Below are 20,644 nucleotides of genomic sequence, written 5' to 3'. Positions count from 1 at the left end.
CAGCGCCTAGCCGGAGGATCGGGTGGTGGCGTCGTAGCACCCGTGGACCGAACGGGGCAACTTGTGTTTCTCGACCCGCTGGCTCGGGGTCAGCGGGAACTCGGCCACCACGGCCAGATACCGAGGGACCTTGAAGGCCGCCAACCGCTGCCGGCAGTGGTCGAGGATCCGCTCGGGGTCGGGAGCCTCGCCGGTGGGCTGGATGTAGGCGAGCACTTCCTCACCCCGGATCGGATCCGGCACCGACACGCAGGCGGCGTTTCGGACTCCGGGGTGTTCACAGAGCACGGCCTCCACCTCGCCGGCGGCGATGTTCTCGCCGCCCCGGCGGATCATGTCCTTGGTTCGACCGACGAGGTAGTAGTAGCCGTCGGCGTCTTGCCGCATCAGGTCGCCGGTGTGGGCCCAGCCGTCTCGCATCCACTGGACGGTCGCCTCGGGATTGTTCCAATATCCGAGCGCGTTGACCGGGCCCCGGCTGATGAACTCACCGACCTCGCCCCGGGGCACATCCTGTCCGGCGGCATCGACGAGCCGACCCTCGTAGCCCGGCAACATCCGTCCGATCGATCCCGACCCGGTCATGTGGCTATCGGCGAGCGGCATCGCGATGACGAAGCCGATCTCGGTGGTTCCGTACCACTCGCGCCACGGCACGCCCCATCGTCGTTCGAGTTCGGCGTGTTGATCGGCCGGGATCCCCGAACAGGAGACCCAGCGGACCCGGTGCCCGCGATCGATGGCGGGATCCTCGGGCTGTTTCTGGAGCAGCACCGGCATCGTCCCCAGGCAATAGAAGAAGGTGCCGCCCGCGTCCCGCACCGAACGCCACAGGCCGGACGCCGAGAACCGGGGCAACAAGACGAGTTCCATCCCGACGGCCAGACAGAGAATGACATTCCATCCGAAATCGCCGTAATAGAACGGGGTCATGATGACCGCCACGTCGTCGGCCGAGAATTGGCCGGCTTCGGCGAACCGGTCCGCCACGGTGAGCCACCCCTCGTGGGTGATCATGCACCCCTTGGGGAAGCCGGTGGTGCCCGAGGTGTACTGGAGCACGGCGAGGGAGTCCGGGGTGACGCCAGGGTCCGGGTCCGCCCGGGGTCCCTCCGCCGCTTCGTCCCGGAACCCGGCGTCCCAGGCCACGCAGTCCTCGAGGCCGGGGCACTCGGTCCAGATCCGGTCGAGCAACGGCAGATGGCCGGCCACGGTGACCACCAGCCGGGTTCCGGAATCGCCGAGGACGAAGCCGAGGTCGCGCTCCTGGTATCCGGTATTGACCGGGACGACGATGGCGCCGATCCGCACCACGGCGAGCCAGCTGACCACGTATTCGACACCGTTCGGCATCATGATGCCGACCCGGTCGCCGACCCTCACCCCGCGCGCCGCCAGCCGCGCGGCCACCTGGGCGCTCCAGGCCTCGACGTCGCCGAACGTTAGGCGCTCGTCGCCGAACCGGAGAAACGGCTGGTCCGGTGTTTGCCGGGCCCGGTCCGAGAGGACCCGGCCGATGGTCCGGTCAGGAATAGGGATCGTCGGCCGGCTTCAAGGAGGCCACCCCGGGCCGGGGCGCCACCGAGCGGACCTTGATCTCCCGGCCGAGACATTTGGTGAAAAACGCGGTGACGTCATCGGGCCGATTCCGGATGGTGGCGTGAAGGGCCCGGACCACGTCGTCGGTGGTCCGGCCGGCCACCAAATCCTTGATCCGATTGACCGACACCGACGGACTGAGCGCCCGGAGCCGCCGGGCCACGGCATCTTCGAACGGGACCTCGACCTCCGGTGGAAACCGCTCGACCCCTTCCCGCCCCGACAGCACCGACGGCCGGGGAAACTTCACGAAGATCGGCTGGGTGAAGTGAGGGTGGCGGAGCATCAACTCGCCCTTGGGTAGTGCGGCGAGCTTCGCCTTGATGGCCGGCGAGAGAATCCCATACCCGGGCGTCGACAATTCGTCGGCGTCGAGGCGGCCGAACACCGAAGTGCCCGCGTTTCCAACGACCCGCTTGTGCACCTGGGAACGAAACTGCTGGGCGGAGAACAGCACCAGGCCGAGGTACCGGCCTCGCTCGGACAGATCGAGCAGCATCTTTCGGACGTAGGTGTCGTGTCCCTCCTGGGGGGCATACTTGTTCAGCTCATCGACGAACACGATCACGTGTTCGACCCCGAGATCCCGGCGTTCGAGATGCTCCCGGAGCTTCGAGACGATCCGGGCAAACACCAGGTCCTGCGCCAGCGGGTCGAGACCGGCGACATCGATGACGTAAATATTTCGATCCTCGAAATGGCCCCACGGGAGGTCGTTGACCTCGCCGTCGTCGGTGACCAGACCCTTGGAGCGGGTGCTGATATTGCCGAGCCGGTTCCGGATCTTTCGAATCGTGGCCACATGGTGGGTCCGCCAAATCTCGGAGCGACCTGTCGTTTCCAAAAACTCGAAGATCGCCTTGAAGAACCCCTCGAGCTCGGCAAAGGTCCGGACCAAGAAGGTTTGCCCCGACACCTCGTCTCGAAACTCCTTCCCGACGACCCGTTCGGCCAGGAAATCGATAAAGCCGTCGGCTTTGGCGTCGATGTCGTCTCGGTTGAGGAGCACTTCGGTGTAGTCGAGCACTTCCCGGAGGCCCCACACCAACGGCTCGGTGGGTTTGAGCTCCGGATTGGTACGGAGGGTATTGAGGTTGACACCGTCGTTCTTGAACGGAGCGAAATATCGGACCTGTTGGAACGGCCCCGCGTCGAGCCCGAGCCGGTCGTAGAGCCGGCGATCTTCATCGGTGAGGGTCCCCGGTTGATCCAGGAACAGCAGGTCGGGTCCTTTGACATTGAAACAAAGGGCGGCGATCCGGCCTTTGTGGGCCGGGAATCGCTGAAAGATCGAGGTCAGGAAGAACTCGACCGCCGAGGTCTTGGTGGCGAGTCCCGAGACCCCGGTGATGTTGAGATGGGCGGCCTCGGGGCCGAGCAGAAAATCGGCGTCGATTTGGATCGGAGCTTCCAACCCGCCGGCCGCATAGAGGCCGACGGGCACGCCGGTCGGCTTGTCGCCCGTCGTGTAGGCGTCCATCCGGAGCGCCACGCCGACGTCGGCGTCGGTGGCCAGATACACCACGCCTAACGGCACCGACTGGAGCGGCTCTTCCGGGACGTGGCGGAGGACGGCGGTCTGGTAGAGCCGGATCTCGCTGCGATGGCTGGGTTCGATCGCGCCGGCGGGATCGCCATCCGCGGCGTACACAGCATCCATCGGGGTGGCGAGATCGGAGTACGCAAACGCGTCCGTCACGACGCCGTAGACCGTGCGCCCCGGCCCTTCGACCCGGACGATCGACCCGATGCCGACTTGGGCATCGCGCGCCGTCCAGAACAGGAACTGGTGCGGCGTGCTCGGCTTGAGTTCGGTGGCAACGACCTGGCCGATCATCGCGCCCTCAGGTGTCGCTCGACCGTGGCCACCCCGTACAGCAATCGGTCCCACCGGGGGTCGGGCCGGCTGAGCGGCACCCGCTCGGCCAGAATCCAGCGCGACAATTCATCGGCCCATTCGAGGCTCCGGCCGGTTTCGGCCACTTCAATCCGCACCAAGCCGTGGAGGAGATCCTGGCCTTCGTGGGGCCAGAGCCGAAGCCCCCAGGAATGGACCTTCGCGAACCGCCAGGTGGCCGGTTCGAAGACACTGGTGCGGTGGAGCGCGGGGAGCGTGAGGTACCGGGTCAGGTCGGGGCCGGCAAACGGAAGGGTGGCATGGCTCTTCGAGATCCCAATGGCTCGCGGATCGCGGGCCCAGATCGGCGCATCGGAAATCACGCCGTCCACGATCAGCCAGGCATCATGGGACCGGCGGAACGCGGCCCCGACCGTCTGCTCCAGGCCCGCCCGCGCCCGATCGATGGCCCGATGGGCGTTCTCGAGTTCTTTGAGGGGGTGGACCTGCTCGGTGGCCTCGAATCCAGCCGGCTCGAAGTCGCCACCCTCCAACCGGAGCTCCGCGAGCACATCCTGGCGGCTGACGAGGAGGCGGCGTTCGGCGCGCTCGACCGTGGTAAACCGGCCGTCGACCCGGAGCCGGACGGCGGCCGCAATGAAGGCAGCCACGATCGGTACCGTATCGAAGTAGCCGACCACTTCATATCGCTGGGTGCCATCGAGGAACGCCAACGGCTCGGGACAGACCGTCGGCGCGCCGACCGCCGAGGCGGCCAACTCGGTGCCCTCGATCAACCGAGACGGCGCCAGCCGATAGTCGTCGGGCCGGCCTTCGACCGCCGGGGGCATCGTCGACGCCACGGTCACTTGCCCGCCCCGGCCGAGTTCTCGGCGGAGCCGCTCGAAGAGCAGGGCTCGGCTCACACCGTGCCGGCCTCGAACTCCGCAAAGCAGCGGACGATCCGGTCCACCGCTTTCTCGATGTCTTTTTCCGAGGTGGCATAGGAGAGCCGGACCCAGCGGTCGTCGCCAAACGCGGCCCCCGGTACCAGCGCAACGCCATGCTCCCCTAACAACCGCTCGCAGAACTTGGTGCCGGTCAGCCCGCCGGAGCGAGGAATCCCGTCGACCCGAAAAAATAGGTAGAAGGCCCCGTGCGGCTCCACGAACTCGACCCCGGGCGCCTCGCTCCGGAACCGGTCGACCAGGTGGTCCCGCCGTTTCCGGAACGCCGCCGTCATCTTGACGACTTCCTGCTCGACCCGCGGATCGGAGAACGCCATCGCGGCGGCCGCCTGGGCCGGATGATTGGCCCCCGTCGTGGTGTGCGACTGCAGGTTCCCCATGGCCTTGGCGATCGCCGGGGGCGCGTAGGCGGCGCCGATCCGCCATCCGGTCATCGCGTAGGCCTTGCTCGCCCCGTAGATGATGACGGTCTTTTCGAGGTACTCGTCGGGCAGGTCGAAGAACGACGGCGCCGGCCCCGACCCGAAGTGGATCCGGCGATAGATCTCATCGCTGATGATCCAGACGTTGTGTTTCCGGGCCCAGTCACCAATCGCCCGAAGCTCACCCAGCGTGTACACGGCCCCCGTCGGGTTGCAGGGCGAACAGAGAATCAATCCGCGGACCAGCTTGTCGGTGTGCCGCTCGAGGTCCTTGACGCTCACCTTGAGGCCCCACTCCACCTCCCCGGGCACCATCACCGGTTCGGCCCGGGCCAGATGGACGATCTGGGGATACGAAACCCAAGCCGGCGAAGGGATCAGGACTTTGTCCTTGGGCCCGAAGAGCGTAAAGCAGGCGTTGAACAACGACTGCTTGGACCCGGTGCTGACCACGAACCGGTCCGGATCGACCGGTCGCCCGCCCGACAACTGGCTCAAGTGGGTTGCCATGGCGTTCCGGAGGTCCGCGATCCCGATGTTCGGCGGGTACCGGGTCAGTCCCTTCTGGATGGCCTGCACCCCGGCCTGCGCCGCGGCCGCCGGGGTGTCGAAATCCGGCTCGCCGACGCTCAGATCGAGCACGTCTTTCCCGAGGGCCCGGAGACGGCGGGCCTCGGTGTTGATCGCGATCGTTTCGGAGCCCTTGAGATGGGCAAGATTGCTGGACAGCGGCTCGGGAAGGCGGAGGACCTTAGTCAAGAAAATCACCGGAAATGGGTGGATGATTGGAAGGTTCGTGGGTTGTTTCAGGGATGTCAATGTTATATTGATGCCAAGCTGTTCTCTTTCACAACCGAGATACCCGTGTCTGATGCTCCGTTCGTAGCCCCGCCGGTGAGCGGGTCGGCCGTTCCGATTGCGGCTCGTGGTGCCAACCTGGTTTTGGCCGCCCCCCCCTCGCCTGCTTATGCCATCCCGGTCCTCGCGGCCGTCCTCGGCCGAACCCCAGACACGCGGTCCCATCCCCTGCTCCTCTTGGTTCCTGAATCCGCCCTGGCCCCCTGGGCCGAGGCGGCCGCTTCGGCCGCGCATTCCATCGGGAAGGTTGCGGCCCAGGGGCCAACCCCGGCCCGGGCCGGCCACCATCTCGTCGGCCAGCGGGTCGACTGCCTCGTCACCACCGGAGCGGTGGCCGCGGAGCTGATTCGCCGGAGCGCGCTCCCGGTTGCCGAATTGTCTGGCGTTGTCGTGGCCTGGCCCGAACTCGAGGCGGACGATGACCGCTTCGTCGCCGTCTTTGCCGACCTCCCGAAGGAGACCCAGCGCGTCGTCATCACCGCCGACCCGGAACGGACCGCGCCGTTCGTCGAGCGGTACGCGTGGCGCGCCGCCGTGGCTGGCCCGTTGGGCGCCGAGCCGGCAGAGCGGTTGGCCCGGATCCGGGTCGCCACGGTCGGGTGGGATCACCGGCCCCAGGCCCTCGGTTCGTTGGTCGATGCCCTCGACCTCGACCAGGTGGCCGTGTGGTGCGCCGATCCTTCCACCGTCGGCCCGGTTACCGCCCGGTTGGCCAGCCACGGCGTGTCGGTCGGGCCGGCCGACGTGACGATCTACTACGATCTCCCAACCCCAGACGTCCTGGCCACGGCCGATCCGGCCCGGTCAGTCTTGCTGATGCCGCCCGGGACCGAACATTACGTTTCTCGCCTGGTGATTAAGCGGGAGCCGATCAACCTCCGCGGCACGGTCGATGAGGCCGAGCGGGCGATGGCGGCGGATCGACGGGTCATCCGCCACCGGATCGAAGCCGGCACCGATCGGGCGGCCTTTGCCACGGTGGCGCCGCTCCTCGACCAATACCCGGCATCGGAGATCGTGATGGCGCTGCAGTCGCTCTGGACGGTGGCGAAAGCGGCGACCCCCGCGCCGACCACCGGACCCTCGATCCGTCCGATGCCCCCCGCCCGCCCGACGATGCCCAAGGTCTGGGCCGGCGTCGGGAACAAAGAAGGGGTCACCGTCGGCGAATGGATGGCGTTTCTCAGTATCGATCTCGGAATTTCCCGCGAGAAATTCGGCCGGGTCGACATCAAGGACTCGTTCACCTTGATCGAGTTTGGCGCCGAGGATACCGCCGCCGAGGCCGCGGAAAAGCTGGCGGGCCGCACCTTCAAGGGGCGCCGGCTGACCGCGCGGGTCGACCGCGGCGCCAAGCCACCCCGCCGAGCGCCTTGACCGTCGGCGGTTCGGCGCATATCGTGGGTCACTTCACACCAAACCAGGCCACCGGATGTACCACGCCTCGCGCACCGGATCCATCGAGGTCATTGCCGGCGTCATGTTCAGCGGGAAAAGCGAAGAGTTGATCCGCCGGGTCCGGCGGGCGTTGATCGCCCGCCGACGGGTTCAGGTCTTCAAATCCCGCCTCGATGACCGTTACGGCGGCATCACCCGGATCTCGAGCCACACCGGGATCGAAATCGAAGCGATTCCGACCGACCATTCGGCCGACATCTTCCGGCAAGTCCGGCCTGATTCCGAATTGGTGGCCATCGACGAGGCCCAGTTTCTCGACGCCGGGATCGTCGCGGTGTCGACCGGCCTTGCGGAGCGGGGTGTCCGGGTGGTGTTGGCCGGCACCGACACGGATTTCCGGGGCGAGCCGTTCGGCAAGATGGGTGAACTGATGGCCGTGGCGGAACAGGTCGACAAGCTCCAAGCCATCTGCGTTGTCTGCGGCGACCTCGCCTGCCGCAATCAGCGACTCATCAACGGCCGCCCCGCCCGATGGGATTCGCCGACGATTATGGTCGGTGGAAGCGAAGCCTACGAGGCCCGGTGTCGCCGGTGCCACCGGGTGCCGCGGCCGGACGAGGACCAGACCAGGATTCTCTAGCGGATGCTCAACGTCGGACTCACCGGGAACATCGCGTCGGGCAAATCCACCGTGGCCCGCCTCTTTGCCGATTGGGGCGCCGTGGTGATCGACGCCGACGCCATCGTCCACGCGCTCGAGCAGCCGGGGACGCCAGTGTTCAATGCCATCGTGGCCAAATTCGGCGAGGACGTGCTCGCCCCCGACGGCCGGCTCGACCGGCCGGCCCTTCGCGCCCGGGTCTTCGGGAACCGCGATGCCCTCGCGGCCCTTAACGGCATGGTCCATCCCGCCGTGGCCGCCGAACGCGACCGCCAGATGGCGGAAGCGCGGGCGGCGCGCACCAAAGTCCTGATCCAGGACATTCCGCTGCTCTTCGAAGTGATGGACCCCAAGCAGTTCGATGCCGTGGTGCTGGTCGATGCCCCGGAGGCGGCCCGGCGGGAGCGGCTGGAACGGCTCCGGGGACTCGACCCCGACACCGCGGAATCGATGATCGGGGCCCAGCGGCCCTCGGCGGAAAAGCGGCCGAAAGCCACCTACATCATCGACAACGAGGCCGACTTCGCCACCCTCGAAAAACGGGCCCGCGACGTCTGGCGCCAACTGGCGCGGCGAGCGGCCCGTTCGGCTTGACCGTGCCGCCCAAGCCGGGTATCCTGCTACCCGTCAATCCCCGCTAGGAAACACCGGTGGCCAACGTCCCCGAAGAGCTTCGCTACACCGCCGACCACGAATGGGCTCGCCGCACGTCGGATCCAGCCATTCTCGAGATCGGCATTACCGAATACGCCCAGGGCGAGCTCGGCGATATCGTCTTCGTGAACCTCCCCAAACCGGGCGAGAAGTTTGCCGACCACCAGGCGTTCGGCACCATCGAGGCCGTCAAAGCGGTGTCGGACCTGTACTCCCCGCTGGCCGGCGAGATCGTCGCGGTCAACCCCGCGCTCGACACCGATCCCGCGGTCGTCAACCGGGCGCCGTACACCGACGGCTGGATGATCCGGCTCAAGATCGCCGACCCGGCCCAGTTCGACACGCTGCTGGCCCCGGCGGCGTATCGATCCCAGATCGGCGCCTGACCGTCTCCGCCTTGCCCTGACAAGCCAGCGATGTCCCGGGGTGCTTCGAACGACCTGCGGGGCATCGTCGCTTCACCTTCTGATCCGTGACTCCGATGACCGAACCCGCCGCCACGTTTCTCGACCGGCACTTGGGCCCCCGATTGGCCGACATCGAATCGATGCTGAAGACGTTAGGCTACCCGAGCCTCGACGCCCTGGTCACCGCCCTGATTCCCGCCAATATCCGCCTGGGCCGGCCGCTCGATGTGCCCCCGGCCTGCAGCGAGCCGGAAGCCCTGGCGGAATTGGCCGCCCGGGCCGAAGCCAACCAGGCGTTCCGCACCTACATCGGCATGGGGTATTCGAATTGTCACGTGCCCGGCGTCGTGCAGCGAAACATCTTCGAGAACCCGGGCTGGTACACGGCCTATACGCCGTACCAGCCCGAGATCGCCCAGGGACGGCTCGAGGCGCTCCTCAATTTCCAAACCGTGATCTGCGATCTGACCGGGCTCGAAGTGGCCAGCGCCTCATTGCTCGATGAAGGGACGGCGGCCGCGGAAGCCATGGGACTGTCGGTGGCCATGGCGCCCGCCGGTCCGGGAAAGACCTACCTGATCGATGCGGCCTGCCACCCGCAGACGATTGCCGTGGTCGAAACCCGGGCCGAAGCCCGCGGCGTCCGGTGCGTGGTGGCCGACCCCGCCACCTTCCACTTCGATGCCGCCACGGTCGGCTGCCTGCTCCAATATCCCTGCACCGAAGGCAGCGTCCGCGACCTGGCCGGGATCTGTAAGCAGGCCCATACGGCCAACGCGTTGGTGACGGTGGCCACCGACCTCCTCGCGCTGGCCCTGCTCGCCCCCCCGGGCGAATGGGGCGCCGACATTGCCGTCGGCAACTCCCAGCGTTTCGGAGTGCCGTTAGGCTACGGCGGCCCCCACGCCGCGTTCATGGCCACCAAGGACGCCTTCAAACGGCACCTGCCGGGCCGGCTGATCGGGGTGTCGAAGGACCGCGAGGGCCGGCCGGCCCTCCGGATGGCGCTCCAGACCCGGGAGCAGCACATCCGCCGTGAAAAGGCCACCAGCAACATCTGCACGGCTCAAGTGCTCCTGGCGGTCATGGCCAGCATGTATGCCGTCTATCACGGCCCCGAGGGCATCCTGGCCATTGCCCGGCGCACCCACCACCGGACCAAGCTCCTGGCCCGGGCCCTGGAACACCTGAAACACTCGGTGGTCCATGGCGCCTACTTCGACACGCTGGCGGTCGACACCGATCCGGCCACCGCCTCGGCCATCCACGCCGCGGCCAATCAGCGGGGCATGAATCTTCGGGCCGTCAGCGCCACCCGGATCGGGATCGCGCTCGACGAAACCACTCGCCTGGAAGATGTCGCCGATCTGGTGGCCTGCTTCGACCGGACCGGGACCTACGTTTTCGATGCAGCCGCGCTCGAGAAGAGCCTCGGCGATGCCATTCCGAGCGGCCTGGCCCGCCGGTCGAGCTATCTCACCCATCCGGTATTCAAGCGCTACCGCTCCGAAACCGAGATGCTCCGCTACATTCGCCGCCTCGAGGCGAAAGACCTGTCCCTGACCTCCGCCATGATCCCGCTCGGCTCCTGCACCATGAAGCTCAACGCCACGGCCGAGATGGCCGGGGTCAGTTGGAAGGGCTTCGGCGGGATCCACCCCTTTGCCCCGATCAACCAAACGCCCGGGTATCAGCAACTGTTCGCCGAGCTCGAGCGCTGGCTTTCGGATATCACCGGCTTCGCCAGGATTTCCCTGCAACCGAACGCCGGGTCGCAGGGCGAGTATGCGGGCCTGTTGGTGATTCGGGCCTATCACAAGGCCCGAGGCGACCACCACCGCACCGTCTGTCTGATTCCGCAATCCGCCCACGGAACCAATCCGGCCAGCGCGGTCATGACCGGGTTCGACGTCGTGGTCATCAAGACCGACGCCCATGGCAATATCGACCTGGCCGACCTCGCCAAGCAGGCCGAGGCCCACGCGGCAAATCTCGGCGCGCTAATGGTGACCTATCCCTCGACCCACGGGGTCTTCGAGGACGGGATTCGCCAGGTGACCGAGATCATCCACCGTCATGGCGGCCAGGTCTACATGGACGGGGCCAACATGAACGCCCAGGTCGGCCTGACCAGCCCCGGTACGATCGGTGCCGACGTCTGCCACCTGAACCTCCACAAAACGTTCTGCATTCCCCATGGTGGCGGCGGCCCGGGGATGGGGCCGATCGGCGTCGCGGCGCACTTGGCGCCGTACCTCCCGAGCCACCCGGTCATTCCCGTGGGCGGACCGGAGAACTGCGGCACCGTCTCCGCCGCGCCGTGGGGAAGTCCCTCGATTCTGCCGATTTCCTGGGCCTATATCCGGATGATGGGCCCCGAGGGCCTGAAGACAGCCACCGAGATCGCGATTCTGAGCGCAAACTACGTGGCCAAACGGCTGTCGCCCCATTACAAAATCCTGTATACGGGCAACGAAGGCCTGATTGCCCACGAGTGCATCGTCGACTTCCGGATGTTCAAGCAGTCGGCGGGCGTCGAGGTCGAGGACGTCGCGAAACGGTTGATCGACTACAGCTTCCACCCGCCCACGGTGTCCTTCCCGGTGGCCGGGACGATCATGATCGAGCCGACCGAGAGCGAGTCGAAAGAGGAACTCGACCGGTTCTGCGACGCCCTGATCGCGATTCGCGAAGAAATTCGGGAGATCGAAACCGGGGTGGCCGAACGGGGAAACAACGTGCTGTTTCACGCCCCGCACCCGCTCGAGACGGTGCTGTCCGATTCCTGGAACCGCCCCTATGCCCGCGAACGGGCCGGCTTCCCCTCGGCGGCCACTCGGCTCCACAAGGTCTGGCCGACCGTGTCACGGATCGACGGGGCCTATGGCGACCGCAACCTGGTCTGCACCTGCCCGCCGATCGAAGCCTACTCGGGAGGGTGACCGGAGCCGCCTTGCGGGGGTTCTGGGTCGACCCAGAGCCCCGGCCCGGGTTTCAGAACATGGCGATCGATCACGCCATGTTCGATCTCAGTGAAGCGACCGGGGCCCATCTCTGGCGGCTGTACCAGTGGGAACCCTTCTGCCTTTCCTTCGGCCGCCACGAGCCGGCCACTCGGCGGTATCGACTCGATGCCATCGCAACGGAACACCTCGCGTGTGTCCGCCGGCCAACCGGGGGTCGCGCGGTGTGGCACGCCCGCGAGTTGACCTACGCCGTCGCCGCGCCGATGACCCAATACGGTTCACTCCGCCTCGCCTACCGGGCCATCCACGAAATCCTGGCTCGAGCCGTCGGATTGCTCGGCGCCAGTCCGGCCTTGGCGGCGGACCGGACCACCCCGGGCCTTGGATCCGGGCCCTGTTTCGCAGCGGCGGTCGGCGGAGAAATCGTGGTCGCGGGGAAGAAAGTGGTCGGGAGTGCCCAACGCCGCGGCGAGCGATCCCTGCTCCAGCACGGCTCCATGTTGCTTGAGGACGATCAGTCCGTCGTCCGCCGCCTCCATCTGGCCGAGAGCGCCGGTGAGCCGCCAGAGGCCCCGCTTGGCGTATTACTGGGCCGGCCCGTCGACTTCACTGCCGCCGCCGCCGCGGTGATCCAGGTCCTCGAGGCCGGGGGGCTCGGCGCGCTGGAGGCCGGCGGACCTAACGAGGTACTCCGCCGGGCCGAACGGCATTACGATACCTACCAATCTGACCAGTGGACATGGAACCGGTGACCATCTTTCGGCTGGTAGGCTTTGCGGCCCTGGCCCTCGCCGCCGCCGGTCCGGCCCGAGCCCAGGAGGGGCGCGACCACGGCACGATCGTCATCGTCATCGGGGCTGAGCCGACCCTCCCGGTCCCGACGCTGAGCTCGAACAAGGCCAACGTCGACGTCGCCAGTCTGATGTTCCTGCCCTTGGCGCGACCGGGCAAAAAGCTGGTCACCACCGGCGAAGCCGGCTTCGAGCCGATGCTGGCCAAATCGTGGACCCGGCGCGACTCGCTTACCCTCGTATTCACCCTCGATCCCCGGGCCACCTGGCACGACGGCGTGCCGGTCACATCGCGCGATGTGGTCTGGAGCTTGAACCGGGCCCGCGATTCGGCGGCTCCCCTGCCCTATCCGCTCCTGCTTCGCGACCTCGCCGCGGTGACGGCCGAGGGACCCGGGCGCGTGGTGGTGACGTTCCGGCGGGCCTATGCCGAGCAAATGTTCGACGCGGTCTTCCACGCCGTTCCGCTCCCCGCCCACTTGCTCGACACCATTCCGGCCGCCCGCCTGGCCACCGCAGCATTCAGTTCGCGGCCGGTGGGCAACGGCCCCTATCGATGGGTCAAGTTCGAGCCCGGGCGCCAGGCCGAACTCGCGGCCAATCCCGGGTTCTTTCTGGGCGCGCCCCAGCTCGACCGGGTGGTGTTTCTGATTGCCCGCGCCGGCGAGGCCCAGCTCAACCTGATGCTCGACGGCACCGCCGACGCCTATGAAGCCGTGCTCTTGCCCCGCCAGGTAACCCCGATCGTCGAGAGCCCGTCGCTTCGGATCCTGACCCAGCCCTCGCTCGGCATCGGATACCTGTTGTTCAACCAGCGGGCCCCCGGGGATCGCACCAAGCCACACCCGATCCTGGCCGACCCCGAGGTCCGCCGGGCGATCGCGTTAGGCATCGACCGGCAGGGGCTGGTCCGGTCGGTGTTCGGGCCCTACGCCAGCGTCACCGACGGCCCGATGGGGTCGGCCAGTTGGGTCCGCCGGATCGCGCCCAAACTCCCTGGGTTCGACCCAGGCCGGGCCCGGCGGATCTTGGCCGAGCGGGGCTGGCGGGATTCCGACGGCGACGGCGTCCTCGACAAGAACGGCACCGCCCTGGCGCTCCGGCTCAACTACCCGGGCTCGAGCCTGCCCCGGGTCAGCATTGCCGAACCGATCCAGGCCATGCTCCGCGCCATCGCCGTCAAGATCGACTTGAACCGGCTCGACGGGCCGGTCTGGGCCGATCGGCGAACCAAGGGTGACTTCGACATCGACATCTCCCAAACCACGCTGGACCCGACGCCGGCCGGCCTGGTCCAGAGTTGGACCTGCGCCGGGATCGGAACCGGCGGCACCAACGTCGGCTCGGTCTGCAATCCGCGGTTTGATGAAGCACTGCAGCAGGCCATTCGGGCCGCCACTGACCCGGTCGGCGCTTGGAAATCCGCCATTGCCGTCCTCCAGGCCGACAACCCGGCGGTTTTCCTCTTCTCGCCGGCCCAGGTCGTGGTGCACCACCAGCGGTACCGCAACGTGTCGGTCCGGGCCGATCTGCCCTGGTCCGACCTGTGGCGGTGGTCGGTCGACCCGAGGCAATCGCTGCCCCGGGATCGGCGTTAGGCAGAACCGCCGGTGGCCGCCTGGCTCGCCCGGCGCCTCCTCCAGGCGGCCGTCACCTTCCTCGCCGTGGCCGCGATCTTGTTCGTGCTGATGCGGGCGGCCCCCGGCAATCCGCTGAGCCGCCTGACCGACGACCGGCCGATGACACCCGCTGAGCAACAGCGGCTCAAAGCCCTCTTCGGGCTCGATCAGCCAATTGGAACTCAGTTCACCCGGTTTGCCGCGGCCGCCACCACCGGCGATTTCGGCGTCTCGATCGAGTACTACCCGGTCCGGGTCAATGCGTTGATTTGGAGCCGGCTCCCGGCGTCCCTGCTGCTCGGCGGCGCGGTCCTCTTCGTCAACCTCGGCCTTGGCATCTGGCTCGGCGTCTTCCAGGCCCGCAGGCGGGGCTCGGCCGTCGATCGCTGGCTCACCCACTTGTCACTGGCCGGCTACGCGATGCCGAGTTTCTGGCTGGCGCTGATCCTCGTCTCGGTGTTCGCGATCGAGTGGCGGCTCCTGCCCGCGGCCCAAATGCGGGACCCGTTGCTCAACTCCGACGCCGGCTGGCCGGCCCGCGCTTGGGACCTCCTGACTCACTTGGTGCTGCCGGTCGTGACCCTCTCCGTGGTGACCATTGCCGCGACGATGCGTTACCAACGAACGGCCATGCTCGAAGTCCTCCGGCTCGACTACGTCCGGGCCGCCCAGGCCCGCGGCCTCGCGGAGTCGACCGTGGTGTGGCGGCACGCGTGGCGGAACGCGCTTTTTCCGATCCTCACGCTGGTGGGACTGATGCTTCCGATGCTGGTGTCCGGCTCGGTGTTCGTCGAATCGGTGTTTGCCTGGCCGGGCCTCGGATCGCTCGCGGCGGGTGCCATTGCCGCGCGGGACTATCCGGTGCTCATGGCCACCGCCCTCCTGGTGTCGGGCGCCGTGCTGGTGAGCGGGGTGCTGACCGACCTCGGCTACCACCTGCTCGACCCGCGGACCCGTAGCCGATGACCGGCTCCCTCGCCGCCACGCTCCGAACCGCCTGGCAAAGCCCCTCGGGCCGCGCCGGGGCCCTCCTGATGGTTGGCCTCCTGGCGCTGGCGGTGGTGGGACCGTGGCTGCTGCCCGACCCGACCGCAATCCCGGACCTCAGCGCCGGGGCCACGCCGCCAGGCGCCGGACATCTCTTCGGCACCGACCACCTGAATCGCGACCTGCTGGCCCGGGTCGCCACCGGCGCCCGGATTTCGTTGGCCATCGGCGCGCTCTCGGTGGCACTCTCCCTCTCGATCGGCACCCTGATCGGCCTGGTGGCAGGGTTTGCCGGTGGCTGGCTCGATGCCGGGTTGATGCGACTAGTCGATGCGGCGCTGGCCATCCCCAGGCTCTTTGTCCTGTTGCTCCTGCTCGTCGTCTGGGACCAGGTTCCGCTCCCGGCGCTGATCGGCGTCATCGGGTTGACTGGGTGGTTCGGGACCAGCCGGATGGTTCGGGGTGAGGCCATCCGGCTCCGGACCGCCGGCTACATTCAGGCCGCCGCCGCCCTGGGCGCCGCCCCCAAGCGGACTATCTTTCGCCACCTGTTGCCCAACGTCTTCGGCGTCATCTTGGTGAGCGCCACACTCGGCATCGGCGAGGTCATCCTGCTCGAAGCCGGGCTTTCGTTCCTCGGCGTTGGGCTCCAGCCGCCGACGCCGTCGTGGGGCATCATGGTACTCGACTCGCGCAATTATTTCTCGACCGCGCCCTGGACGCTGCTGTTTCCTGGCGCCATGATCTTGGTAACGGTGCTCGCCGTCAACCTGATGAGCGACGCCCTCAGGGCCGCCTTCGACCCCCGGAGCGCATGACCCCGCTGCTCGCGGTTCAGAAACTCAAGATCACCTTCCGGAAGGGCACCGGCCACTCAGTTCCCGTGGACGGCGTGAGCTTTGCCATCGACCGCGGCGAACGAGTGGCGCTCGTCGGCGAATCGGGTTCAGGTAAGAGCCTGACGAGCTTGGCTCTGCTCCGGCTGGTCCCGGAGCCCGGGCAGATCGCCCCCGAGAGTTCAATCCTGCTCGACGGGGTCGACGTCATGGGCCTCGAGGGTGAGTCCCTCCGAGCGATTCGGGGCGGACGGATCGGCCTCGTGTTTCAAGATCCCATGACCAGTTTGAATCCGGTCCTCACGGTTGGCTATCAGGTCAAAGAAGCCGTCACCGCCCACCGGAAAATGTCCGCCGTCGAGGCCAAAGCCCGCACCATCGCGCTGCTCGACGAGGTCGGCATCCCCGATCCGGTTGCCCGGTATGGGGCCTACCCGCACGAGCTCTCCGGCGGACTCCGCCAACGGGTCATGATCGCCATCGCCCTCGCCGGCGAGCCCGACCTCTTGGTGGCCGACGAACCAACCACGGCCCTCGACGTGACGGTGCAAGCTCAGATCCTGGAACTGCTCGACAGTCTCCGGACCAAACGCAACATGGCGCTCCTGCTGATTACCCACGACCTCGGCGTCGTGGCCGAGCGCACCGACCGGGTCATGGTGATGTACGCGGGTCAATTGGTGGAAACCGCGCCGACCGCCGCCCTATTCGCCGCGCCCGGGCACCCATACACCCAAGCCCTGCTCCGATCGATGCCGCGGTTAACCGGACCGGTCGGCCGATTGCCGCAGATTCCCGGCGCCGTACCGCAACCGTACGCGTGGCCCGCCGGGTGCCGGTTCAATCCCCGCTGTGGGCTCCGGATCGACGCCTGTACCAGCCAAGTTCCCCCCTGGCGGGCGGCCGGGTTGGATCACGAAGCCAAGTGCTGGGTCGTGGAAGGGCTGGCCCCGTGACCGGCTTGCTCCAAGTGACCGATCTCGTCAAACACTTCGAGAGCCGGGCCGGCTGGTTTCAGGCCCCGAAGCATGTCTATGCGCTGAACGGCGTTTCGTTCGAGGTTGCCACCGGAGAAACCCTGGCCTTGGTCGGCGAATCAGGTTCCGGCAAGACCACCGCCGGCCGGACCGTGCTCCGTCTGCTCGAGGCCGACCAGGGCTCGGTTCGCTTCGATGGCACCGACGTGCTTGGCGCCGACCGCCGGACCCTGAAGCTCCTCCGCCGCCGGATGCAAATCGTCTTTCAGGACCCGTACGGTTCGCTCGATCCGAGAATGACCGTGGGCCAGTCGGTGGCCGAGGGCATCGAGATTCACCGGCTGCTACCCAAGAAGGACGTCGGCGCTCGGGTAGCGGCTCTTCTGTCCGAAGTGGGTCTCGACCCCGCGTCCGCGGAGAAGTATCCCCACGAGTTCTCCGGCGGACAGCGGCAACGAATCGGGATTGCCCGCGCCTTGGCCGTTGATCCGGCCTTCATCGTGCTCGACGAGCCGGTCTCGGCCCTCGACGTGTCGGTGCAGGCCCAGGTGCTCAATTTGCTGCTCGATCTGCAGCAGAGCCGGGGCCTGTCGTATCTCTTCATTGCTCACGACTTGAGCGTGGTCCGCCAGGTGGCCCACCGGATTGCGGTGATGTACTATGGCCGGATCGTCGAACAGGGACCGCGCGACGAGGTCCTCGAACGTCCCCGCCACCCGTACACCCGGGCGCTGATCTCGGCCATTCCGGTTCCCGATCCGACCACCCAACGAACGCGCATCGTGCTCCCCGGCGATCCGCCGAGCCCAACGGTCATGCCGCCCGGGTGCCCCTTCGCGTCCCGCTGCTTCCACCCGGCCAAGGACTCGCGGTGCACCACCAGCCGGCCCGAACTCACCGCGCTGGGACCATCGCTCGTCGCCTGTCACCACGCCTGAACTCATGCCGACACTTTGGCTTATCGACGCCTTCACCGACGCCCCGTTCAAGGGCAACCCCGCCGGCGTGTGCCATCTGACCGGCCCCGCGCCGGAGCAGTGGATGCAATCGCTCGCCGCCGAAATGAATCAGGCCGAAACGGCCTTCGTGCAGGCGGAGGGCAGCGGCTTCCGGCTCCGCTGGTTCACCCCGGCGGCCGAAGTCGATCTCTGCGGTCACGCCACGCTGGCCACCGCTCATTTCCTGTGGGAATCCGGCACCTTAGCGCGGGCGCTGACGGCCCGATTCCACACCCGAAGCGGCCTGCTGACCGCCACGCCGGGCCCGGCCGGCACGATCCTCCTCGACTTCCCCTCGACCCCTCAGCGCCCAGCGGTGGCGCCACCCGGACTGCACGAAGCGTTAGGCACGTCCGGCGGCGAGATCTTCAGTAACCAGGCGGCCCAGCCCGACTTCTTGATCGTCCTGCCGGACGCGGCCGCGGTGCGCCGCCTCGAACCCGACATGGCCCGACTCCGCCGAGTCGACGCCCGCGGCGTCATCGTCACGGCCCCCGGCGACCAACCCGGCATCGACTTCGTCTCCCGCTTCTTCGCGCCGCGTTTCGGGGTCGACGAAGACCCGGTCACCGGCTCAGCCCACTGCAGCCTCTCGCCATTTTGGGCCGGCCGCCTCGGCCGGACCGACCTCGTCGGCTACCAGGCCTCCCGCCGAGGCGGGCTCGTCGGTACCCGCCTCCTCGGCGATCGGGTCGAACTCGCCGGTCACGCGGTGACCGTGCTCCGCGGAGCCGTCAACGAACCTCGAGGATGACTGAAATCACCCCCCGTCCTACCCAGTGCCGAGCGCCGAGCACCGAGAACCCCAAACCGCCGATCCCGCCCCCGAAACCCCGCCATCACCTCCGCCAGATCCCCCAGCCGGAAGTCCGGCCACAACTCGGCCCGGAAGAACAACTCCGCGTAGGCGGTCTCCCAGAGCAGAAAGTCACTGAGCCGCTGCTCCCCGCCGGTGCGAATCGGGAGGTCGAGTGCCGGCGCCGCGGTCCGAGCGTGATCGACCAGCCCGACCAACTCGCCGAACTGGTCCGCCGAGCAGTCATCCGCCCCGGCCCGAGCCAGCCGAAGCGCCGCCCGCCGAAGGGCGTCCCGGCCTGAGTAGTCGAACGCAATCCGAAGCAGCAGTTCCCGGCCTCCGGCCGTTGCCTCCTCCGCATCGATGATCGCGCGGAGCAGCGGCGCGCCAAGCCGGTCCCGCCGGCCGATCACATTGAGCCGGACGCCGTGCTCGATGCACTGGGCCGTTTCATCCGCCAAGAACCGACGGAATAGTTGCATCAGCGCGGTCACCTCGGGTAACGGCCGCTGCCAGTTGTCCGATGAGAACGCATAGAGTGTAAGGGTCCCGATGCCGAGCCCGGGCGCGGCCTCGATGATCCGGCGGAGATTCGCGGCGCCGGCACGGTGACCGACCGGTCGGGGCAATCCTCGCCGCTCGGCCCAGCGGCCGTTCCCGTCCATGATGATCCCGGCATGGAGTTGCATAGTACTTTGCACCGCAAAGTGTCCTTTCAAAAAGAAAACCGCCTGCGCGGCCCTCGGGGAACCCGGCGCCGGCTACTTGCCCCGCGCCGCCTTGATCAACCCTTCCATATGGGCCAGGTATCGGTCGAGCGCTGCTCGTCCGGTGGCCGTCAAGCGAAACTCGGTTCGCGGCATCCGCCCCTCGAAGCTCTTCCGGCAGGAAACGTAGCCAGCGTCCTCGAGCTTCCGGGCGTGGACGCTCAGGTTGCCGTCGGTAGTTCCGAGGAGCTCATTCAAGTCATTGAACGCCAGCATCGGATTGACGGCCAGCGCGCTGACGATGGCCAACCGGACCCGTTCGTGAATCAACCGGTCGAGGTTGAGCGATGCCGCCGGGCCCTTGCCGGATACCGTGAGCTTAGCGCCGACCCCTGGGGCCGCCACCGCTCTGTCAACCGCCCGAACCGCGCTTCGTTTAGCCGCCATACCGTCTCGCAATCAAGAAACCAAAGCCGATTTGCAACCCGCCGAAGCCGGCCGCCATCATCCAGTCGCCCCAGCCCGGTGGTGAAAAAAACGTCACCGCACCGAGCACCATGAAGCAGAGCCCCATGATGTGCACCGCCCGGACCGAGAACATCCCCGCCGTCGTGACCGCCGTACCATAGAGCAACAACCACACGGCCGGGAGCGAGTCGACCCGCCCGACCCGGTAGAGCGCCGCCGTCAGGACCGCGCCGGCCAAGATCGGCGGCGCAAACGCCCCCGCAAACAGCCGGCCCGCCCGGGTCCCGAGCGGGGCCCCGGTGGCGCCGGCCTTCCGAACCATCGCGAGCCCGCCAATCCCGAGCGCCAGCACCGCTTCGGCCAGCCACACCGCCAACCATTCGGCCGGCCGGGCCTGCAGTGAGGCAAACCCCGCCGCCACCACCGCCGTCGACCCCATCAGCACCCCGCCCCACCCCGGCACCGACGTCACCGTCGACGCCCGCGCCATGGTCTCCCGAATGAACGAAAGATCCTCAATGGCCCGATCCGAGAGCGGCGTCGGCTCCACCGACCGCACCAACCGAGGCGATGAACGCATATGCTCGGGAGTTTAGCCCCCACTCCCCATGTCGTCAAGTACTCTACACAACAAAGCAAAAACCCCAACTATCTTCGCCCCCTCAATGCCCACCCCGCCGAGTGCCGAGCGCCGA

Annotated in this window: 19 protein-coding genes; 12 read left to right on the top strand and 7 right to left on the bottom strand. The window is 67.6% G+C overall.

Annotation, left to right across the window (positions count from 1 at the left end):
* Positions 1-6: 6 nt before the first annotated feature.
* From EXR94_12790 to EXR94_12775, 4 genes are read right to left on the bottom strand one after another with little or no spacing between them, the layout of a single operon-like run.
* On the bottom strand, positions 7-1,533 hold the full coding sequence (locus tag EXR94_12790) for an AMP-dependent synthetase (GenBank protein MSR03597.1): 1,527 nt from the start codon (positions 1,531-1,533) through the stop codon (positions 7-9).
* Positions 1,526-3,436: an ATP-binding protein gene (locus EXR94_12785; GenBank protein MSR03596.1), complete on the bottom strand. Its 1,911-nt coding sequence runs from the start codon at positions 3,434-3,436 to the stop codon at positions 1,526-1,528. Before EXR94_12785 ends, EXR94_12790 begins: the two co-directional genes overlap by 8 nt.
* Positions 3,433-4,362, bottom strand: coding sequence for a hypothetical protein (locus EXR94_12780; protein ID MSR03595.1), 930 nt, complete (start codon positions 4,360-4,362; stop codon positions 3,433-3,435). The genes EXR94_12785 and EXR94_12780 overlap by 4 nt, the downstream gene beginning before the upstream one ends.
* Positions 4,359-6,293, bottom strand: a complete 1,935-nt coding sequence (locus EXR94_12775) for a pyridoxal phosphate-dependent aminotransferase (protein ID MSR03594.1) — start codon at positions 6,291-6,293, stop codon at positions 4,359-4,361. The genes EXR94_12780 and EXR94_12775 overlap by 4 nt, the downstream gene beginning before the upstream one ends.
* Between EXR94_12775 and EXR94_12770 the strand changes: the two genes are divergently transcribed.
* The 12 genes from EXR94_12770 to EXR94_12715 all read left to right on the top strand — a co-directional run bounded on the left by EXR94_12770 (position 5,535) and on the right by EXR94_12715 (position 18,732).
* Positions 5,535-7,061 (top strand): hypothetical protein, encoded by a 1,527-nt coding sequence (locus EXR94_12770; GenBank protein MSR03593.1) that lies wholly within the window; start codon positions 5,535-5,537, stop codon positions 7,059-7,061. The genes EXR94_12775 and EXR94_12770 overlap by 759 nt on opposite strands.
* 55 nt (positions 7,062-7,116) lie before the next feature.
* Positions 7,117-7,722: a thymidine kinase gene (locus EXR94_12765; GenBank protein ID MSR03592.1), complete on the top strand. Its 606-nt coding sequence runs from the start codon at positions 7,117-7,119 to the stop codon at positions 7,720-7,722.
* 3 nt (positions 7,723-7,725) lie between these two features.
* Complete coding sequence (locus tag EXR94_12760; GenBank protein MSR03591.1) at positions 7,726-8,337, top strand: dephospho-CoA kinase; 612 nt, start codon at positions 7,726-7,728, stop codon at positions 8,335-8,337.
* 56 nt (positions 8,338-8,393) lie between these two features.
* A complete protein-coding gene (gene gcvH / locus EXR94_12755) occupies positions 8,394-8,783 on the top strand; it encodes a glycine cleavage system protein GcvH (protein MSR03590.1) in 390 nt (129 codons plus the stop codon).
* A 95-nt stretch (positions 8,784-8,878) separates the two neighbouring features.
* Complete coding sequence (gene gcvP, locus EXR94_12750) at positions 8,879-11,746, top strand: glycine dehydrogenase (aminomethyl-transferring) (GenBank protein MSR03589.1); 2,868 nt, start codon at positions 8,879-8,881, stop codon at positions 11,744-11,746.
* A complete protein-coding gene (locus EXR94_12745; protein ID MSR03588.1) occupies positions 11,743-12,522 on the top strand; it encodes a hypothetical protein in 780 nt (259 codons plus the stop codon). Before gcvP ends, EXR94_12745 begins: the two co-directional genes overlap by 4 nt.
* A complete protein-coding gene (locus tag EXR94_12740; protein MSR03587.1) occupies positions 12,510-14,159 on the top strand; it encodes a peptide ABC transporter substrate-binding protein in 1,650 nt (549 codons plus the stop codon). The genes EXR94_12745 and EXR94_12740 overlap by 13 nt, the downstream gene beginning before the upstream one ends.
* Positions 14,160-14,171: 12 nt before the next feature.
* The gene (locus EXR94_12735) at positions 14,172-15,146 is read left to right on the top strand and encodes an ABC transporter permease (protein MSR03586.1); all 975 of its coding nucleotides are present in this window, start codon (positions 14,172-14,174) and stop codon (positions 15,144-15,146) included.
* Complete coding sequence (locus EXR94_12730) at positions 15,143-15,985, top strand: ABC transporter permease (GenBank protein ID MSR03585.1); 843 nt, start codon at positions 15,143-15,145, stop codon at positions 15,983-15,985. Before EXR94_12735 ends, EXR94_12730 begins: the two co-directional genes overlap by 4 nt.
* Positions 15,982-16,959 carry an ABC transporter ATP-binding protein gene (locus EXR94_12725; protein MSR03584.1) on the top strand — a complete coding sequence of 326 codons (978 nt, stop codon included), beginning with the start codon at positions 15,982-15,984 and terminating at the stop codon, positions 16,957-16,959. Before EXR94_12730 ends, EXR94_12725 begins: the two co-directional genes overlap by 4 nt.
* Complete coding sequence (locus EXR94_12720; GenBank protein ID MSR03583.1) at positions 16,956-17,918, top strand: ATP-binding cassette domain-containing protein; 963 nt, start codon at positions 16,956-16,958, stop codon at positions 17,916-17,918. The genes EXR94_12725 and EXR94_12720 overlap by 4 nt, the downstream gene beginning before the upstream one ends.
* A 4-nt stretch (positions 17,919-17,922) precedes the next feature.
* Positions 17,923-18,732 carry a PhzF family phenazine biosynthesis protein gene (locus EXR94_12715; protein ID MSR03582.1) on the top strand — a complete coding sequence of 270 codons (810 nt, stop codon included), beginning with the start codon at positions 17,923-17,925 and terminating at the stop codon, positions 18,730-18,732.
* Here EXR94_12715 and uppS read toward each other — a convergent pair.
* The 3 genes from uppS to EXR94_12700 form a co-directional block, all read right to left on the bottom strand.
* A complete protein-coding gene (gene uppS, locus EXR94_12710) occupies positions 18,684-19,463 on the bottom strand; it encodes a di-trans,poly-cis-decaprenylcistransferase (GenBank protein MSR03581.1) in 780 nt (259 codons plus the stop codon). The two genes, EXR94_12715 and uppS, sit on opposite strands and share 49 nt — an antisense overlap.
* A gap of 72 nt (positions 19,464-19,535) precedes the next feature.
* Positions 19,536-19,928 carry a transcriptional regulator gene (locus EXR94_12705; protein ID MSR03580.1) on the bottom strand — a complete coding sequence of 131 codons (393 nt, stop codon included), beginning with the start codon at positions 19,926-19,928 and terminating at the stop codon, positions 19,536-19,538.
* Entirely contained in the window at positions 19,918-20,529 is a 612-nt protein-coding gene (locus EXR94_12700) for a hypothetical protein (GenBank protein MSR03579.1), read from the bottom strand. Before EXR94_12700 ends, EXR94_12705 begins: the two co-directional genes overlap by 11 nt.
* Positions 20,530-20,644 lie beyond the last annotated feature (115 nt).

The organism is Gemmatimonadota bacterium (genome assembly GCA_009692115.1).
In the GTDB taxonomy this organism is placed as follows: Bacteria; Gemmatimonadota; Gemmatimonadetes; order Gemmatimonadales; family GWC2-71-9; genus SHZU01.
Note: the sequence above shows the minus strand (reverse complement) of the source record. Positions and strands in the feature narration are given on the sequence as shown.

Bases quoted from the DNA above. Each gene is read 5' to 3' on its own strand.
- gcvP (MSR03589.1), top strand. From the start codon at position 8,879: ATGACCGAACCCGCCGCCACGTTTCTCGACCGGCACTTGGGCCCCCGA.
- EXR94_12760 (MSR03591.1), top strand. From the start codon at position 7,726: ATGCTCAACGTCGGACTCACCGGGAACATCGCGTCGGGCAAATCCACC.
- EXR94_12730 (MSR03585.1), top strand. From the start codon at position 15,143: ATGACCGGCTCCCTCGCCGCCACGCTCCGAACCGCCTGGCAAAGCCCC.
- EXR94_12715 (MSR03582.1), top strand. From the start codon at position 17,923: ATGCCGACACTTTGGCTTATCGACGCCTTCACCGACGCCCCGTTCAAG.
- EXR94_12785 (MSR03596.1), bottom strand. From the start codon at position 3,436: ATGATCGGCCAGGTCGTTGCCACCGAACTCAAGCCGAGCACGCCGCAC.
- EXR94_12725 (MSR03584.1), top strand. From the start codon at position 15,982: ATGACCCCGCTGCTCGCGGTTCAGAAACTCAAGATCACCTTCCGGAAG.
- EXR94_12770 (MSR03593.1), top strand. From the start codon at position 5,535: ATGGGCAAGATTGCTGGACAGCGGCTCGGGAAGGCGGAGGACCTTAGT.
- EXR94_12700 (MSR03579.1), bottom strand. From the start codon at position 20,529: ATGCGTTCATCGCCTCGGTTGGTGCGGTCGGTGGAGCCGACGCCGCTC.
- EXR94_12765 (MSR03592.1), top strand. From the start codon at position 7,117: ATGTACCACGCCTCGCGCACCGGATCCATCGAGGTCATTGCCGGCGTC.
- uppS (MSR03581.1), bottom strand. From the start codon at position 19,463: ATGCAACTCCATGCCGGGATCATCATGGACGGGAACGGCCGCTGGGCC.
- EXR94_12740 (MSR03587.1), top strand. From the start codon at position 12,510: ATGGAACCGGTGACCATCTTTCGGCTGGTAGGCTTTGCGGCCCTGGCC.
- EXR94_12705 (MSR03580.1), bottom strand. From the start codon at position 19,928: ATGGCGGCTAAACGAAGCGCGGTTCGGGCGGTTGACAGAGCGGTGGCG.